The sequence below is a fragment of the Stenotrophomonas sp. BR163 genome, from assembly GCF_047520985.2.
Classification (GTDB): Bacteria; Pseudomonadota; Gammaproteobacteria; order Xanthomonadales; family Xanthomonadaceae; genus Stenotrophomonas; species Stenotrophomonas sepilia.
The window spans coordinates 60,648-76,522 of sequence record NZ_JAXBRE020000010.1; the positions used below are offsets into that span (position 1 = coordinate 60,648).

The 15,875-nt window shown below is 66.8% G+C and carries 15 protein-coding genes; 5 read left to right on the forward strand and 10 right to left on the reverse strand.

Annotation, left to right across the window (positions count from 1 at the left end; genetic code table 11):
- Positions 1 to 8: 8 nt before the first annotated feature.
- The 4 genes from ACM0PY_RS10585 to ACM0PY_RS10600 form a co-directional block, all read right to left on the reverse strand.
- Entirely contained in the window at positions 9 to 692 is a 684-nt protein-coding gene (locus ACM0PY_RS10585) for a flagellar hook assembly protein FlgD (protein WP_005416460.1), read from the reverse strand.
- 23 nt (positions 693 to 715) lie between these two features.
- A complete protein-coding gene (gene flgC / locus ACM0PY_RS10590) occupies positions 716 to 1,123 on the reverse strand; it encodes a flagellar basal body rod protein FlgC (protein WP_005416461.1) in 408 nt (135 codons plus the stop codon).
- Between the two features lie 3 nt (positions 1,124 to 1,126).
- Positions 1,127 to 1,522 carry a flagellar basal body rod protein FlgB gene (gene flgB, locus ACM0PY_RS10595; protein WP_005409576.1) on the reverse strand — a complete coding sequence of 132 codons (396 nt, stop codon included), beginning with the start codon at positions 1,520 to 1,522 and terminating at the stop codon, positions 1,127 to 1,129.
- Between the two features lie 138 nt (positions 1,523 to 1,660).
- Entirely contained in the window at positions 1,661 to 2,605 is a 945-nt protein-coding gene (locus ACM0PY_RS10600) for a chemotaxis protein (protein ID WP_019659622.1), read from the reverse strand.
- A 166-nt stretch (positions 2,606 to 2,771) separates the two neighbouring features.
- Between ACM0PY_RS10600 and flgA the strand changes: the two genes are divergently transcribed.
- The 4 genes from flgA (at position 2,772) to ACM0PY_RS10620 (ending at position 5,456) form a co-directional block, all read left to right on the forward strand.
- Positions 2,772 to 3,428 (forward strand): flagellar basal body P-ring formation chaperone FlgA, encoded by a 657-nt coding sequence (flgA, locus tag ACM0PY_RS10605; protein WP_061478698.1) that lies wholly within the window; start codon positions 2,772 to 2,774, stop codon positions 3,426 to 3,428.
- A gap of 75 nt (positions 3,429 to 3,503) precedes the next feature.
- On the forward strand, positions 3,504 to 3,809 hold the full coding sequence (flgM, locus tag ACM0PY_RS10610) for a flagellar biosynthesis anti-sigma factor FlgM (protein WP_005409579.1): 306 nt from the start codon (positions 3,504 to 3,506) through the stop codon (positions 3,807 to 3,809).
- Entirely contained in the window at positions 3,806 to 4,144 is a 339-nt protein-coding gene (locus ACM0PY_RS10615) for a FlgN family protein (protein ID WP_014037132.1), read from the forward strand. Before flgM ends, ACM0PY_RS10615 begins: the two co-directional genes overlap by 4 nt.
- 91 nt (positions 4,145 to 4,235) lie before the next feature.
- Positions 4,236 to 5,456, forward strand: coding sequence for an ATP-binding protein (locus ACM0PY_RS10620; protein ID WP_053496680.1), 1,221 nt, complete (start codon positions 4,236 to 4,238; stop codon positions 5,454 to 5,456).
- A gap of 93 nt (positions 5,457 to 5,549) precedes the next feature.
- Here the strand turns inward: ACM0PY_RS10620 and ACM0PY_RS10625 are convergent, their stop codons facing one another.
- Complete coding sequence (locus ACM0PY_RS10625; protein WP_180885744.1) at positions 5,550 to 7,322, reverse strand: EAL domain-containing protein; 1,773 nt, start codon at positions 7,320 to 7,322, stop codon at positions 5,550 to 5,552.
- 4 nt (positions 7,323 to 7,326) lie between these two features.
- Positions 7,327 to 9,429 (reverse strand): sensor histidine kinase, encoded by a 2,103-nt coding sequence (locus ACM0PY_RS10630; protein ID WP_134970197.1) that lies wholly within the window; start codon positions 9,427 to 9,429, stop codon positions 7,327 to 7,329.
- Between the two features lie 130 nt (positions 9,430 to 9,559).
- Between ACM0PY_RS10630 and ACM0PY_RS10635 the strand changes: the two genes are divergently transcribed.
- The gene (locus ACM0PY_RS10635; RefSeq protein WP_180885746.1) at positions 9,560 to 12,319 is read left to right on the forward strand and encodes an EAL domain-containing protein; all 2,760 of its coding nucleotides are present in this window, start codon (positions 9,560 to 9,562) and stop codon (positions 12,317 to 12,319) included.
- Between the two features lie 135 nt (positions 12,320 to 12,454).
- On the opposite strand, the gene ACM0PY_RS10640 is transcribed toward ACM0PY_RS10635, so the two are convergent.
- From ACM0PY_RS10640 to ACM0PY_RS10655, 4 genes are all read right to left on the reverse strand, one after another.
- Positions 12,455 to 13,540 (reverse strand): GAD-like domain-containing protein, encoded by a 1,086-nt coding sequence (locus ACM0PY_RS10640; RefSeq protein WP_180885748.1) that lies wholly within the window; start codon positions 13,538 to 13,540, stop codon positions 12,455 to 12,457.
- 120 nt (positions 13,541 to 13,660) lie between these two features.
- Entirely contained in the window at positions 13,661 to 14,167 is a 507-nt protein-coding gene (locus tag ACM0PY_RS10645; RefSeq protein ID WP_134970200.1) for a hypothetical protein, read from the reverse strand.
- Between the two features lie 67 nt (positions 14,168 to 14,234).
- The gene (locus ACM0PY_RS10650) at positions 14,235 to 14,450 is read right to left on the reverse strand and encodes a hypothetical protein (protein WP_134970201.1); all 216 of its coding nucleotides are present in this window, start codon (positions 14,448 to 14,450) and stop codon (positions 14,235 to 14,237) included.
- A 98-nt stretch (positions 14,451 to 14,548) separates the two neighbouring features.
- Complete coding sequence (locus ACM0PY_RS10655; RefSeq protein ID WP_014647075.1) at positions 14,549 to 15,739, reverse strand: methyl-accepting chemotaxis protein; 1,191 nt, start codon at positions 15,737 to 15,739, stop codon at positions 14,549 to 14,551.
- Between the last annotated feature and the right edge of the window lie 136 nt (positions 15,740 to 15,875).

Sequence of the window (15,875 nt, forward strand, 5' to 3'; positions counted from 1 at the left end):
TGTGCGGCTCAGCTGACGCGGAGCACGTAGTCGATCGGGGCCGTGCCCAGGCCCTTGAGGTTCAGGTACAGGCCGTCGGATCCGACGGTCACGCTTTCCACCGGCGCCTGCACATAGGTGGACAGCTTGGTGCTCTTGCCGGCGGTATCGACATGGTTGGCAACGATGGAATACTTGCCCGGCTCCATGCGCTTGCCGTTGGCGTCCTTGCCGTCCCACTGGAAGGCGGTTTCGCCTGCTGCCTTGGCTTCCACGCTCAGCGAGGTGACCTTGGCGCCGGTGGCATCGGTGATATCCACGGTGATGATGCCGGCCGACGGCGCGGCCACCGTGCCCTCGACGCTGCCTTCCTTCTCCAGCACCAGCTTTTCCGATGGCACCAGCACCTGGTGGCCGACCAGCGCCGCGCCACGCAGCACCTGGTCGCTGGCCATCGATTCCTGGAAGCCCTTCACCGTCTTGTTCAGATCGGTGATGCCCTGCACGGTGGACATCTGCGCCATCTGCGCGACCATCTGCGTGTTGTCCATCGGCTTCAGCGGATCCTGGTGCTGCAGCTGCTCGGTCATCAGGCGCAGGAAGTCGGCCTGATCGAGCGTGTTCTTCTTTTTCGTGGCGTTGCTGTTGGGGGCGTTCAGGCCCAGCGCGGAATAGACGTCCTGGCTGGTCTGGTTGTTGACGGCGGTGGTCATGGCGGTATCCGGTGCTGCGGGCCTCAGCGGCCCATGGTCAAGGTGGCCAGGGCCAGTTCCTTGGCGGTGGTCAACATCTCCACGCCGGCCTGGTAATTGCGCGAGGTCGAGATCAGGTTGACCATCTGCGCCACCGGATCGACGTCGGGCTGGTAGATGTAGCCATCGGCGTCTGCCAGCGGGTGGCCCGGCTCGTAGCGCTTGATCGGCGCCGCCTCGCTCTGGGTGATCTCCTTCACCTTCACCGAGGTGATGTTGGGATCGTTCTTGCTGGTGACGGCCTGGAAGATCGGCTCCAGCGGCTTGTACACGGCGTCGGCAGACCCGGCCACGGTGTCGGCGTTGGAGAGATTGGAGGCGATGGTGCTCATGCGCACCGACTGCGCCTGCAGCGCGGAACCGGCGATATCGAAGATCGGCAGGTTGCTCATGGCTTATTGCCCCGTGATCGCGGTCAGCATGGAACGCACCTTGCTCTCGACGAAGCTGAGCGAGGCGCGGTACTCGAGCGCGGCTCGGCCATAGGCGGCACGCTCGGCATCGGGATCGACGGTGTTGCCGTCCAGGCTGGGCTGCACGCCCTCGCGCGCGATCTGGAACGGGTTCAGGCCACTACTGATTTCGTAGTGCTGCTCATGGGTGGTGGCCATCAGGCCGTTGGCATCCTGCCCCTGGGCATGGCGCAGGGCGGCATCGAAGTCCAGGTCCTGGGCCTTGTAGCCGGGCGTGTCGGCATTGCCGAGGTTGCTGGCGATCAGCTTCATCCGCTGTTCGCGCAACGGCATGGCCTGGGCGTGGACGCCCAGGTAGTCGGTAATCAGGTTGCGCACGGTGCACTCCCACGGGAACGTTGCCCGGGAAGCTGCAAGGGGTGTGCCAAGTTCGAGAGGGTAGTGCCGGCCGCTGGCCGGCTCCCCGATGGATCTGGGGTTGCCGGCCAGCGGCCGGCACTACCGGATCAGTGGCCGTCAGGCCGCCATCGCCACCTTGCGCAGGCGGTCCAGCACGAAGTCAGCCAGCTCGTGCGGCGAGTACTTGGCGACGAAGGCGTTGGCGCCGACACGCTCGACCATGGCGTTGTTGAAGACACCCGACAGCGAGGTGTGCAGCAGCACGTAGAGGCCGGCCAGGCCCGGGTGGCGCCGGATTTCCGTCGTCAGCGTGTACCCGTCCATGGCCGGCATCTCGATGTCGGAGATGACCATGGCATAGCGTTCGGCCGGGTTCTCGCCCGAGGCGTGGATCTGCAACAGGTGGTCGAGAGCCTGCTTGCCATCGGAAAGCAGGGTGGCACCCACGCCCAGCTGATCCAGCACGCTGCGGATCTGCTGGCGGGCCACGCGCGAGTCGTCCACCACCAGCACCTGCAGCTGGGGGCCATCGGCGGGCATCGCCATCGCCGGATCGAGTACGGCGTCACCGCGGACCTGGGCGATATCGGCCAGCACGCTTTCAACGTCGATCACCTGGATCAGCTCACCCTGGAAGCGGGTTACCGCGGTCAGGTAGCTCGACTCGGCGCCAAGCTCCGGCGGCGGGTGGATGTCTTCCACCGCGATGTTGACGATGCGTTCGACGCCGCTGACCAGGAACCCCTGGATCGAGCGGTTGAATTCGGTGACGACCAGGTAACCCGGCGAGGTATCGGCATCGGGCTCACGTTCGGGGTGGCCGATCGCCAGGCCCAGGTCCAGCACCGGCACCGAGCGGCCGCGCACGTCGGCCACGCCGGCGAACTGGCTGGGCAGGCCGGGCACCTGGAACAGCTCCGGGCGCCGCAGGACTTCCTGCACCTTGAAGACATTGACGCCAAAAAGCTGACGTCCGCCGAGACGGAACAGCAGCAGCGCCAAGCGGTTGTGGCCGGCCAGGCGGGTCCGCTGGTCGATCCGGTTGAGCAGGTCATGGGACATGGCTGCTGTATCGGCGCGTTGGGCGCCAAACTTGAGGGTGCTCTGCCACCTGCGCGCTGCACACCGCAATTGTGGTGTCGCGCCCTGTTCGACCGAGGCAGCTCTGCCCCTCTGGCACACGCCTTGCACGCACCTGGGCCAGCTCTTGCCGATTGAAGGAGGCGCCATGCGCCGGGTCACATCTCTATTCGCCATCGCGCTGGCACTGGCCTCGCCGTGGGCGGCTGCCGCCGACTGGCAGCCGGTGGCGAGCATCCGCGCGGCGGCCTTGTCGACGCTGCCGGCGGGCAGCGAGGGCGAGGCCCAGGTGGCCGATGCGCTGCGCCTGCCGAAATGTGGCAGCGCGTTGCAGGTGCAACCCACCGCCAACACCACGGTGGAGGTCAGCTGTCCGGATGCGGGCGGCTGGCGCCTGTTCGTGCCGGTAAAGGTGCGGCGCAACCAGACCGTACTGGTGCTCAACCGCGGAATCGGCACTGGAGAAACCCTCACTGCCGCCGATATCACCACTGCCCAGCGTGACGCTGCCCGGATTGCCGGCGCGGTGCTGTCCGATCCCAATGCAGCGATCGGCCGCGTCGCCCGCCGTCCGCTGCAGGCCGGGGCCCTGCTGTCGAACAACGATCTGGTGGTGCAGCGTCTCATCAAGCGAGGAGACAATGTGGCCCTGGTGTCGCGTCGCGGCTCGGTCGAGGTCCGCATTGCCGGCCGTGCGATGGGTGATGCCGGTGAGAACGAACGGGTCTCGGTCGAGAACCTGTCCTCGCGGCGGATCGTGCAAGGCACGGTCGATGCCGCAGGTGACGTAATCGTGGCGCGTTGAATTACCGCAAAATATCCCTAAAGATCACGGCCCTGCGGCCGTTATCCCTTGTGAACGGCAACTCCAGGACACCCCATGAGCCAGAAAATCGACGGCAACCTGCAGGTCCCCCAGGCACTGCGCAGCGTGACGACCCCGGCCAACAAGCCCGGTGTCAGCACCGATGCGGCGGCGCGCCCGGTCGAGGCGGCCGACAGCCTGCGCCTGACCGGCGAGGCCACCAATCTGCAGGCCATCGAGCGCGAGCTGACCACCGCGCCGGCGATCGACGCCCAGCGCGTGGCCGCTGTGCGCGAGTCGCTGCAGAACGGCACCTACAAGATCAATCCGGACGCGATCGCATCGCGCATGCTCGATCTGGACCAGCAGCTGCACGGATGACTGCGGCGATGAGCGAGCCGCTGCAGCGTCTCGCCCAGGCCCTGGACGTTGAACGCCAGGCCCTGGTCGAGCACGACGTGCACGCCCTGATCCGGGCTACCGGCGCCAAGCTGGAAGCGTTGCGTGCGCTGGAAGGCGCGCCGCCGGTGGGCGAGGGCGAACAGCTGCAGGAACTGGCCGAGCGCAACCGGGCCAACGGCGTACTGCTGTCGCGCCGCCGCCGCGAGGTGAACTGGGCGCTGCGCCAGCTCGGCCGCACCGAAGACGCCTCTGCCTACGATGCCAAGGGCCAGTCGCACACGGTCAGCATCGGCCGGCCCCTCGCCGTCGCCTGAGGCGACGGCGGTCGCATAACCCCTCCCGGCGGGCTGAAGCCCGGTGCATGACCGCGTATATTGGGCGCCTGTTCGAACGTCCCGAGTCGCCGTGTCCGCTGCCAACGCCCTGGTTACCGCCCCCCTTCCGCCGCAGCCGGTGCTGCAGGCCCTGCTTGAGCGCCTGCGCGAAGGCCTGCTGCTGTTCACCGATGACGGGCGGGTGGCCCTGGCCAATCCGGCCGCACAGAACCTGCTGGCCAGTGGCGAGGACGGCGGGTTGCCGCCGCCGCAGCGCCTGCGCGAACTGCTGCCGCCCGATGCGCTGGAACAGGCTCGCCAGCATGGTCACTGGAATGGCAGCCTGCCGCTGGGCGAGGGCGTGGTCATCGCCCATCTGTACCACCATGGTCCGGTCGGCCAGGGGCATTTCCTCGCCCTGTTCCGCCACATCGAAGGGCAGGAAGACTACGAACGCGAGCTGCAGCAGCGCCATGCCGAATTGCGCCAGGCCTACCTGCGCCTCAATGGCACCCAGGAAAAGCTGCTGCAGTCGGAGAAGATGGCGTCGATCGGCCAGCTGGCCGCCGGCGTCGCGCACGAGATCAACAACCCGATCGGTTACGTGCACTCCAACCTGGGCAGCCTGCAGGAATACCTGCGCAGCCTGTTCACCGTGATCGAAGCCTATGAGCGCGCCCTGCGTGCGCCGGACCCGAAAGCGCTGATCCCGGAAATCGATGATATCCGTGACCGCCTGGATATCGATTTCATCAGCCGCGACCTGCCGCAGCTGATGGCGGAATCGCGCGAAGGCATCGAGCGGGTCACCCGCATCGTGCGCGACCTGAAGGATTTTTCGTATTCCGGCCGCGACGAGTCGTGGAAGCTGGTCGACCTGCACGCGGGCCTGGAATCGACCATCAATATCATCTGGAACGAACTCAAGTACAAAGTCACCCTGGTGCGCGAGTTCGGCCAGTTGCCCCTGGTGGAGTGCCTGCCATCGGAGTTGAACCAGGTCTACATGAACCTGCTGCTCAACGCCGGCCATGCCATCGCCGAGCGCGGCACGATCACGGTGCGTACCGGCGTTGATGGCGATCACGTTTGGGTTGAGTTCGAAGATACCGGCGGTGGCATCTCGCCGGAACTGCGCCAGCGCATCTTCGATCCGTTCTTCACCACCAAGCCGGTGGGCAGTGGCACCGGCCTGGGCCTGTCGATCTCCTACAGCATCATCAACAAGCACCACGGCCGCATCGACCTGGACAGCACGCCCGGCGTGGGCTCCCGCTTCCGCGTGGTGCTGCCGGTCAAGCAGCCGCGCTGACCGCTTCTGGTAGTGCCGGCCGCTGGCCGGCAACCTCATTGAAACCGATATCCAGAGCAGCCGGCCAGCGGGCGGCTCTACGAGAGGGGATGGTTACCGCAATGGGCGATCCTCGCCGCCATCCCCGCTTTCCACCGGCACCGGGCCGGCATTGCTGCGGCGCTGTTCCTCGTACGTGCGGAACGCCTGGTGGATGTGCTTGCGCAGCTCGTCGTCGTTCCACGGCTTGGTCAGGAAGCGATAGATCGCGCCGCGGTTGATCGCATCGGTCACCGTGTTCAGATCGGTGTAGCCCGACAGCACCAGGCGGATCGTATCCGGGTACAGCATCTTCACCCGGCCCAGGAACTCGGTGCCGCTCATGTCGCTCATGCGCTGGTCGGACAGGATCACCTGCACGTCGTTGATCGCCAGCAGGTCGAACGCATCACGCACGTTGCCGGCAGCCAGGATGCGGTAGCCGTCGCGGCGGAACAGGCGCACCAGCGAGCGCAGCACGTTCTCCTCGTCATCCAGCAGCAGCAGCGTCCGGTCCGGGCGCGTCTCGGCGAAGGCTTCCGGGCGCAGGTAGCGGCGGCGCAGGGTCATGCCGGCGGCATCGGCCGACATCGGTTCGCCGAACAGGTAGCCCTGGAACACGTCGCAGTCGTTGCGGCGCAGGAAGCCCAGCTGCGCCTGCGATTCCACGCCGTTGGCGATCACGGTCATGCCCAGCTGGTGGCCCATGGCGATGATCGCGCGGGCGATGGCCGCTTCACGATTGCCGGCCGGCGCGCTCTTGATGAAACTGCGGTCGATCTTCAGCTTGTCCACCGGGTAGCGCACCAGCGCGCTGAGGCTGGAGTCGCCGGTACCGAAGTTGTCCAGGCTCAGGCTGATGCCTTCGTTGCGCAGGTTGGCCAGCGTTTCGTGGACGAAATTGACGTTGTTGGTCAGCGCACTCTCGTTGATCTCCAGCGTCAGCATGTGCGCCGGTACGCCCGCCGCCTGCAGCAGTGACATCACTTCGGCGAAGAAGTTCGGCCGCAGCAGCTGCAGGGTGGACACGTTCACTGCGATGGTGAAGTCATCAAAGCCCTGGTCGCGCCACAGCCGCGCCTGCTTCAAGGCGCCTTCCAGCACCCAGGTGCCGATCTGCACGATGATGCCCAGGCGTTCGGCGGTGCGCATGAAGCGCTCCGGCACCAGCATGCCCAGGGTCGGCGACTGCCAACGCAGCAGCGCTTCCATGCCCACCACGTGGCCGTCGCGCGCGCTTACCAGTGGCTGGTAGCGCAGCTTCAGCTCGCCATTGGGAATGGCATCGACGATCTGGCGCGCGATGATGCTCTCGCTGTGCGCACTCGGCGGGGTGTCCACCGCATGGATGCGCACGGCATTGCCGCCTTCGCGGGCGGCTTGGTACAGCGCATCCTCGGCATGGTCGAGCAGGCGCGAGGTGCTGCTGGCATGTTCCGGGCACAGGCTCACGCCCAGCTTGCCGGTCATGAACAACGTGTACGGCAGCACCGACAGTGGCAGCTCCATCTGCTGGCGGATCTCCTCGGCGAAATCCTCCGGCAACGGCAGATCGGCGGTGCGCGGCACCGCGATCAGGAACTCGTCGCTGCCATGCCGCCACAGCTTGCCGCGCCCGCGCAGGTAAGACTGCAGGCGCTGTGCCACCAGCACCAGCGCCTGGTCGCCCACTTCGGCACTCATGTTTTCGTTGACCGATGCGAAATGGTCGATGTCCACGTGCATCAGCATCAGCGCGATGCCGCCGGAGGCCGCCTCGGCAACCATCGCCTGCAGCTCGGGGTTGCCGGCGCCAAGGCGGTCGGGGGCATCATCGATGCTGACCGGGGGCAGGTTGGGATTCCACATAGGCTCAGTATTCCGGTGAATCGACGGCAGCCCTGCTGGCCGCCTGGTAGGGGAGGTGGACATCGACCAGGGTGCCTTCGCCATGCGCGGATTCAATCCGCACGTGGCCACCGACGCTCTGTGCGCGCTCGCGCATCACGATCAGGCCCAGGCCGCGCGGGCCGTCCGGATCGAAGCCCTCGCCGTCATCGCGGATCTGCAGGTGCAGGCCGCGCTGGCCGACATCGCGCAGCTGCAGCAGGACCTGGCTGGCGCGCGAATGGCGCAGCGCATTGGTCAGGCTTTCCTGTGCGATGCGGAAGCAGGCCTGTTCGATGCTGTTGTCGGGGCGATGCGGCAACGGCTCGATCTCGGCCAGCAGCTCCACCGGCGAGGAGCGGAACAGAACCCGCGCCTGCCAGCTGAGCGCTGCCTCCAGGCCCAGTGCATCCAGCTGCGGGGGGCGCAGCAGGGTGGAGATGTCGCGCAGTTTGGCCACGGTGGTGTCGGCCAGGCTGACGATCTGCGCCAGATCCTGCCCACGCCGGTGCGGATCGTCCTCTTCCAGCGCCGCGTGCGCCGACAGCTTGATCGCGGTGATGGCCTGGCCGATGTCATCGTGCAGGTCGCGCGAAATCGCACGACGCTCGTCTTCCTGCAGCGAGAACAGCCGCCCGGCCATCGCCTGCAGTTCGCGGTTGCTGGTTTCCAGCGCGCTGCGGATGCGTTCGGAATCACTGAGGTCGCGCACGATCAGCAGCTTGCAGTCGCGGCCACCGTAGCGCACGTCGCCCACCGCCAGGCCGGCATGGAAGCTGCGGCCGTCGCCGCGCTGCATGGCCACCACGCTGCTGTGGCCCGGTCCCAGATGTGGCTGGCCGGCACGCAGCTGGCTGCGCACCCGCGGCAGGTCTGCGGCAGCGACCAGCGCCGACAAGGGCTCGCCCAGCAGGGTATGGCTGCCGTAGCCGAACAGGCCGGCGGCCCAGGCGTTGGCGTACAGCACATGCTCGTCGGAGAGGATCACCACGCCGTCGGGCAGTACCCGCACCAGCTCGCGGAACTGCTCCTCGCGCTCGCGCAGCAGGCGCCGCGACTGCTCGCGTTCGGTCACGTCCTGCAGCGTGCCCAGCACGCGGTTGCGGCCAGCTTCATCAAGACCACTGGCGGCGCGCAGGTGCACCATCAGCGCGCGCCCATCCATCGACAGCAGCGGTAGCAGCACGTCCACCTGTACCGGCTCGCCGGAGCACAGCTCGGCCAGCAGCTGCTCGGTCTGGGTAGCGGTGGCCGGGTCGGCCGGCACCAGCAGTTCGTCGAAGCGGTGCCAGCGGCGGGCTTCGGGCGGGCGGCGGCCGAGCAGGCGATAGACCTGGTTGGAATAGCGGCCCAGCCCGGTGGACGGGTCCAGCTCCCAGGCGCCGATGCGGGCCAGTTCGTGGGCTTCTTCCACCCGTGCCAGCGCCTGGTCGCGACGCAGCTGGGCCAGATCCTCGGCGGTGCGGTCGATGGCGATCAGCAGGCGCGCATTGTGGCCGTCGTAGCTGATCGCGTTGGAGCGCAGTTCCATGTGCCGCAGCGCGCCATCGCGCAGCTGCAGCTGCGCGCGCAGGATGCACAGCTCTTCGGGCGCCTCGCGGATCGCCTCCAGCTTGGCCTGCAGCGCCTGGCCCTGGCCGGGTGGCCACAAGGCGTCGATGGTCTGTTCCAGCAGCTCATCGCGCTCCCAGCCGAAAGCGGTGCAGGCGGCTGGGTTGGCATCGAGGATCGCCAATGTGTCCAGGTCATAGACGAGGATCGGGCCGGGGTTGCCCTCGAACATCTGCCGCAGGCGCAGCTCCGAGGCCTGCTGGCGGGCGTGGGTATGCAGCACATGCTCGGCCAGCGGGCGCAGCAGCAGGTACAGCAGGCCCGCGCTGGCCAAGGCGAAGAACGAGCCCTTCAGGCCCTGCCACAGGGCCGCCTTCTGCGGATCGGGCACCAGCGCCTGCACCACGCTGTCGGTGGAGATCATCCAGGCCAGCGCCATCACCAGGTAGCTCAACACCACCCGCCGCCGGTCACGGCTCAGTGCCTGCGCCATCCGCGGGTCGGGAACTGGGGCGTTGCCGGTCGGTTCTGCGGGCATGGACGGGGTGGGTGAAAGGGGCGCCGGTCATCTTACCCCGCAGCGTGCCGTCACCACTCAATTATCCGCCGCAGGCGCCGTTAACCACTGCGTGCCCCGCTGACGGGCGAGTCATCCGGAGCAAGATCGCGTGGACCAAGGGATCATCGCCAGCCTGCTGCAGCACCCGCTTGCGTCGGCGCTGGTCATCGTCGACCGTACCGGGCGCCCGCTTGCGGCCAATCCGGCCGCGCGCGAGCATGGCCTGCCGGCCACCGTGGCCGCCTATGCGCCAATGCTGGAAGATCTACGCCTGATGGCCGCTGATGGCGGCATCGTGCCCTGCACGCTGCCAGGCGGCCCGCGCGGCCACTACGACGGCCACCTGCGCGCCGTGCATGACGGTGCCGGCAACCTGCTGGCGTTCACCCTGAGCATTCCCGAGCCGGTGCCGGTCGATGGGGGTGGGCGCTGGGAACTGGCACTGGACAGCGCCGGCCATAGCCTGTGGGACTGGGACATCCCCAGTGACCGGGTGGCGCGCACGCCGGCGCTGGGCGACGAGACGGCCACCGAACTGCTGTCGCGCGTGCACAGCGAGGACATCGACCAGGTGCGTGCCGCGCTCGACGAGCACCTGCGCGGGCGCAGCGAGCAGTACAGCGCACAGTTCCGCTTCCGCCAGGCCGATGGCCAGTGGCGTTGGGTGCTCGATCGTGGCCGCGTGGTCGCGCGCACCGCCGATGGCCAGCCGCTGCGCATGGTCGGCACGCATACCGATATCGAGCAGCAGAAGCAGCTCGAATCGCTGCTGCAGGAACAGCAGCTGCACCTGAGCGAGGCCCAGCGCATCGCCAGCATGGGCAGCTGGTCGTTCGACCCCAACAGCGGGCACTTCTGGTGGTCGCCGGAACTGCGCTCGCTGCTGGCGCTGGAGCACGGCGCCGTGCCCGGCCAGCGGCGCTGGCTGAAGCAGCTGCATCCGCGCTCGCGTGGCGCGTTGCGTGCGGCATGGCGGCGCCTGTGGCGCGATGGTCGTGCCGCCAATCTCGAGCTGGAGCTGACCCGTGGCCATGAGCCATCACAGCACCTGCGGCTGTGGATGCAGCCGCTGCTGGACATGGACGGGCAGCCCAAGCGCCTGCTCGGTCAGGTGCAGAACATCACCGAACAGCACCAGACCGACGCGTTGATTCGCTGGCGCACCGAACTGCTGAACCGGGTTTCCGCGCTGGGCCGCATTGGTGGCTGCGAGATCGAGGTGCAGACCCGGAGCATGCAATGGACCGAGGAGTGCTACCGCATCCACGGCCTGCGCAAGGAACCGATCACCCTCGACCAGGCGATGGCGCTGTACACCGAAGACTCGCGCGATGCGTTCGAGGCGGCGCTGGCCCGCATCGCCAACGGCGGCCTGCCCGAGCAGCTGGACCTGTGCTTCTACCGCCAGTCCGGCCTGCGTGTCTGGGTGCAGGTGCTGATCGAGCTGGATCGTCGTGACGGACTGCCGCCGCGCTTCGTCGTCCTGTTCCGTGACATCACCCGCGAGCGCGAGGCCAACGAGCGCATCGAACTGCTGGCCCACTACGATCTGTTGACCGGCCTGCCCAATCGCGTGCTGCTCGGCGAACAGACTGCCGAGGCCATCGAGGAGGCGCGTGATCGCGGCACCTCGTTGGCGATGCTTTTCATCGACCTGGACGGCTTCAAGACCATCAACGACAGCTTCGGCCACGCCACGGGTGATGCGCTGCTGAAGGCTGCCGCGACGCGCCTGCACCAGAACCTGCGCAACAACGACCTGTTCGGCCGCTTCAGTGGCGACGAGTTCATTGTGGTGCTGCGCGACCTGGCCGAGCCGGAAGACGCCGGCCACGTGGCGCGCAAGTTGATCGCCTCGCTGGCCGAGCCGCTGCGCCGTGGCGAGACCACGTTGAAGGTCGGCGCCAGCGTCGGCATCGCGATGCTGGGCGATGCGCAGACCGATTTCGATTCACTGCTGCGCGCTGCCGACGCCGCGATGTACGCGGCCAAGGAAGCCGGACGCAACACCTACCAGTACTACAGCCAGGATGCCCTGGCACGCATCCAGCGCAGGCTGGAGCTTGAGCACGCGCTGCACGGTGCGATCGAGCGCGAGGAGTTCAGCCTGGCCTATCAGCCGCTGCTGCATGCCCACCAGGGCGAGCCGCCGGCAATCGAAGCACTGCTGCGCTGGCATCGCCCCGGCATCGGCTATTGCAGCCCGGCCGAGTTCATTCCCATCGCCGAGAAATGCGGCGAGATCGTGCGCATCGGCGACTGGGTTCTGAACGAAGCCTGCCGCCAGGCAACGGCCTGGGACCGGGCAGGACTGCATTTCGACCGCATCGCGGTCAACGTGTCGGCGGTGCAGCTGCGCGACCGTGGCTTCGCCGAACGTGTGATCGACATCTGCCATGCCCACGGCTGGCCGCCGCAGCGGCTGGAGCTGGAGCTGACCGAATCGGCGCTGATCCGTGACACCGACATCCTGCGCCACTGCTTCGACGTGCTCGAACGGCACGGCGTGCCGCTGGCGGTGGACGACTTCGGTACCGGCTTCTCCAACCTCAACTACCTCAACCGCTTCCCGGTGGGTCGCCTGAAGATCGACCGCAGTTTCGTGCAGGGCATGCTGCACGACTCCGGCACGGCCGAAGTGACCCAGGCCATCGTGCACCTGGGCCACGCGCTGGGCATGAAGGTGGTGGCCGAGGGCGTGGAAACGCACCAGGAAGAAGACATGCTACGCCGCCAGGGCTGCGACGAAATCCAGGGTTACCTGTACTCGCGCCCGCTCAGCCCGCGCGACCTGGCGCAGTGGCTGCGTCAGCAGCGTCCGTTACCGATGCGCACCGACGCCAGCAGCGAAGCGGTGCTGGTGCGCTGACCACCCGACGCTGGTAGGTGCCGACCTTGGTCGGCACGGTTGCCGCATGGCGTGGATCTACTAAAAGAGCCAGCATCTGGTAGTTGCCGACCTTGGTCGGCGTGCACGCTGGTTCGCCCGTTGATGTGTGCGCCGTCAGCGACGCTGCGCAAGCTCTGCGAGCACATCCAGCGCCTTGCGTTTTACCAAGCTGCCTAGCCGCCAGCCGTGCTCTGACACCGGCTCCTTCGAGCTGTAAATCTCTCCGTCGCCCAGCGGCCCCAACATCTCACGGGCTCGCCAGAACATTGGCTCCCCGTCCTCGGCCAGAACATCCAGTTCGGCAGCATCCAATGCAAGCAGGAAGTCGTGCAGGCGTCTGTCGCGGTCGATGTTGCTTGCTGGAAGAGTCAGTGTTGCAGGCGCGCATAGGTAACCTTCGTGGGGTTCAAGCGTGAGTTCGACTCCGGTTCGCCCGCCACAGATCAGCATCTGGCCGAATGGCGAGATCGCATAGACATGGAAATCATCTTTGCCCCATAGAGGGCTGCCCGCCAGAAGGGCGGCGAGCACCGATTCGTACCCCGCAGGGTTCACCAAAGCCAGTCGATCATCGTGATAGCGCGCAAGACCGTCGCGCTGCCACAGTGCCAACAATGCGTCCGGGAACCTGCCTTTCCAGAGCGTCAGCATGGTGTCAGCAACAGGCGAGCCTGGAGTACTGGTTTGCAGTTGATCCAGAAGGCTCGTCGTGAAGAGGGCAGAAGTATCGGTATCCACGACTGCCGAGACGGTCTCCGGGTGGTCCCGGCCCTCCGGATCTTCCGGCAGCAGGTCGAGGAATGTCAGCATGCTCTCGGCCCGTGCAAGCTCCAGGTTCGATTCCTCGCCCGGAATGGCGCTTGCCTTGCTTCCGGAGACAAGCAACAAGGCGCCCGTTGGAAGCTCATGCCACGGGGCTTCAAGGATCAGATAACGTCGCGGCGCCTGTTCGGCATCATCGTCAAGGATGATGACTGGCGGGCCGTCTTGCACGCACCCCGCGGACACTTCAACTGCTGCATCGATCACACCCGCTTCAGGATCGTACGCATCGATCGGAGCGGAGTAGGGCTGCTGGAACGCTCCAAACGTCTTCAGCGCCTGCTGAAGTGCCCCAAGGGAATCGGGATCCACGGTCAATGGGACAGGGGTTGCCGGAAGCTGCAAAGCAACTGAGAGGCAGAGAAGGGCGCTGGTCATCGGGCTGGTTTGATCTGAACCCCAATCGGCCCCTTCACGATGAAGGGCGCATGGTTCACGGTCCATGCAAACAGTCGGAAATGCTGGCATCGCGGGGCATCATCCACGCACGGCGTGGATCTACCTTGGAAACTCCGCCTTCAACTGCATGCGCAGCGTCTCCACAATGGCCGCATAGCGGCGCTTCTGGACCAGATAGCTGGCCAGGAACAGCGGCAGCACCAGCAGCATCGGCGCCACCGTCGGACGCATCGCCACCAGTGGCAACAGCAGCAGCGACAGGATCGCCACGAACCAGCTGCACAGGCCGATCACCCGTACCTCGTGCCGCCGTGCGTTGAGCACGATGCGTCCACGCATCACCGGGAAGTAGCGCAGGCCGAAGCTCGGCGCGAAGCTCTCGCGGAACGTCATGCTGCCATCGGGCAGCGCATGGAAGGCCAGCCGCAGCCACTTGTCCTGCGGCAGGTCACGCTCCAGGCTGCCCAGCGAGAGCCGGGCCTGCATGGCCGATGATGCCGCGATGCGTTCGTTGAACAGGGCGATGCCCCAGCTGAAATAGCCGGTCACCCAGGCCATCAGAAGGACGGTCTCGATCAGGAGCACTGCGATCAGGGCGATGGCCATCGGTCTTCCATGAACGGGACCGGGGCATCATGCCATGCGGGACGGTCCATCCACGCATGGCGTGGATCTACTTCAGCGCTTCCCCATCCAACCCCAGATCCCAGGCCAGGCCCAGCAGCGCCTCGTCCGCCCGCGATGGGGCCGGGCGCGCGTCCGCCAGCTGCTGCAGTTCGCGGATCTCTTCGCGGGCGACATCTTCCAGCTGCTGCAGCTGCTCACGCACGCTCGCGTTGCGCGGGCGCTCGGTGTCGGTGAGGGCGGGCAGGGCGTGGATCAGGGTCATGGTGTGCGTACAGGGTGCATCCAACGGCGGGTCACAGGCAAAGGCCCCGGACGAACCGGGGCCTTGCGGGCTGCCAGCGAGGGCAGCGGACATCAGGATCAGAACAGCTCGACGGTGCCGGCGCCCATGCTCTGCTGGGCGACGGGCTTGTGCGGCGGGCGTTCCCATTCGCTGCGCAGCTCGCGCAGGCGGTTGCCGGTGCGCTGCAGGGCGCTGGCGATCTCTTCGTCGAACACGCCGCCATTGCGGTGCAGCAGCTCCTGCAGGGCCACCGCTTCGCGGTTGATCGCGGTCAGGCGGTCCAGGTGGGTGTGCACGCCGCCCAGCGCCTGGGTGGCGATGTCTTCGAACTGCAGGGCGCGCACGGCTTCGGCCACGCTGCCATCGATCGCACGGGCGCACTCGGACACTTCGCGCATGCCGTCGCCGAGCGAGGCATTGATCTGCGCGACGTTGTCGAGCATTGCCGCCGCTTCCTGGCGCGCTTCGCGGGAGCGGTCCATGTCACGCGAGGCCATGTGCGAGACCGTCTCGCGCACCTTGGCAATGGCGTCCTTGGAGCTGTGCGCCAGCTTGCGGATCTGCTCGTTGAAGGTGGTCGAGCGCTCGGACAGGTTGCGCACTTCGTCAGCGACCACGGCGAAGCCACGACCGGCCTCACCGGCACGGGCCGCTTCGATGGCGGCGTTGAGCGCCAGCAGGTTGGTCTGGTCGGCGATCGACTTGACGTCTTCCAGCAGCGCGAAGATGCCATCCAGGTGCTGCGCCATCTGGTCGATGTGCTGCACGGTGGTGCTGCTCTGGCCGCTCACCTGTTCCAGCGCTTCCACCAGCTGTTCCATGCGGTGGCTGGCGTGCTGGGCGAAACGGGCAACGTCGAGGCCGGCATTGCCTTCATCGCCGGCGCGGTCGACGATGCGCGACAGCGCCTGGCTCTGCTGGCGAGACTTGCGGTTCATCGCATCGAAGCTGCCGCCCAGGCTGGAGACCGCCTGGCGGATCAGGTCGCGGGCGCGTTCCACTTCACCACGCGAACCGTCGATTTCGTTGCCGACGAAGTTGCGCAGTTCGGTCAGCAGCTGGTCCTGCTCACGCAGGACACGGGCATGTTCCGGGGAACGATGCGCCTGGGCGCGGGTGGTCCACCACGCGAAGCCGAGCCAGCTCAGCGTCATCGTGGTCAGGATCGCCCATCGCAGGGCGGCCGGCCATTCGAATCCGATGGCAAAGGGGAGCAGCAGGGTCAGAGCCAGGGGGGCGGCCAGACGGATGAAAATGCGTGAGTACATGGACGTTCTCGGGAGGTGCACGGAGGATGTATCGGCCGTACCCCCTTTCTCTTTAACGTCGATGTGCCTGGAAGTGCATTCTGAATGCGCCGGATTTCCGGCGCCTGTGCGGTCTCGGGGTCGGATCCCTTTTCGA

What these genes read in the sequence shown, in the direction of transcription:
- ACM0PY_RS10600 (WP_019659622.1), bottom strand. Translation starts at nt 2,605, where the DNA reads ATGTCCCATGACCTGCTCAACCGGATCGACCAGCGGACCCGCCTGGCC.
- flgM (WP_005409579.1), top strand. Translation starts at nt 3,504, where the DNA reads ATGAGCCAGAAAATCGACGGCAACCTGCAGGTCCCCCAGGCACTGCGC.
- ACM0PY_RS10650 (WP_134970201.1), bottom strand. Translation starts at nt 14,450, where the DNA reads ATGACCCTGATCCACGCCCTGCCCGCCCTCACCGACACCGAGCGCCCG.
- ACM0PY_RS10630 (WP_134970197.1), bottom strand. Translation starts at nt 9,429, where the DNA reads ATGCCCGCAGAACCGACCGGCAACGCCCCAGTTCCCGACCCGCGGATG.
- ACM0PY_RS10655 (WP_014647075.1), bottom strand. Translation starts at nt 15,739, where the DNA reads ATGTACTCACGCATTTTCATCCGTCTGGCCGCCCCCCTGGCTCTGACC.
- flgA (WP_061478698.1), top strand. Translation starts at nt 2,772, where the DNA reads ATGCGCCGGGTCACATCTCTATTCGCCATCGCGCTGGCACTGGCCTCG.
- ACM0PY_RS10615 (WP_014037132.1), top strand. Translation starts at nt 3,806, where the DNA reads ATGACTGCGGCGATGAGCGAGCCGCTGCAGCGTCTCGCCCAGGCCCTG.
- ACM0PY_RS10640 (WP_180885748.1), bottom strand. Translation starts at nt 13,540, where the DNA reads ATGACCAGCGCCCTTCTCTGCCTCTCAGTTGCTTTGCAGCTTCCGGCA.
- flgC (WP_005416461.1), bottom strand. Translation starts at nt 1,123, where the DNA reads ATGAGCAACCTGCCGATCTTCGATATCGCCGGTTCCGCGCTGCAGGCG.
- ACM0PY_RS10645 (WP_134970200.1), bottom strand. Translation starts at nt 14,167, where the DNA reads ATGGCCATCGCCCTGATCGCAGTGCTCCTGATCGAGACCGTCCTTCTG.
- ACM0PY_RS10585 (WP_005416460.1), bottom strand. Translation starts at nt 692, where the DNA reads ATGACCACCGCCGTCAACAACCAGACCAGCCAGGACGTCTATTCCGCG.
- ACM0PY_RS10625 (WP_180885744.1), bottom strand. Translation starts at nt 7,322, where the DNA reads ATGTGGAATCCCAACCTGCCCCCGGTCAGCATCGATGATGCCCCCGAC.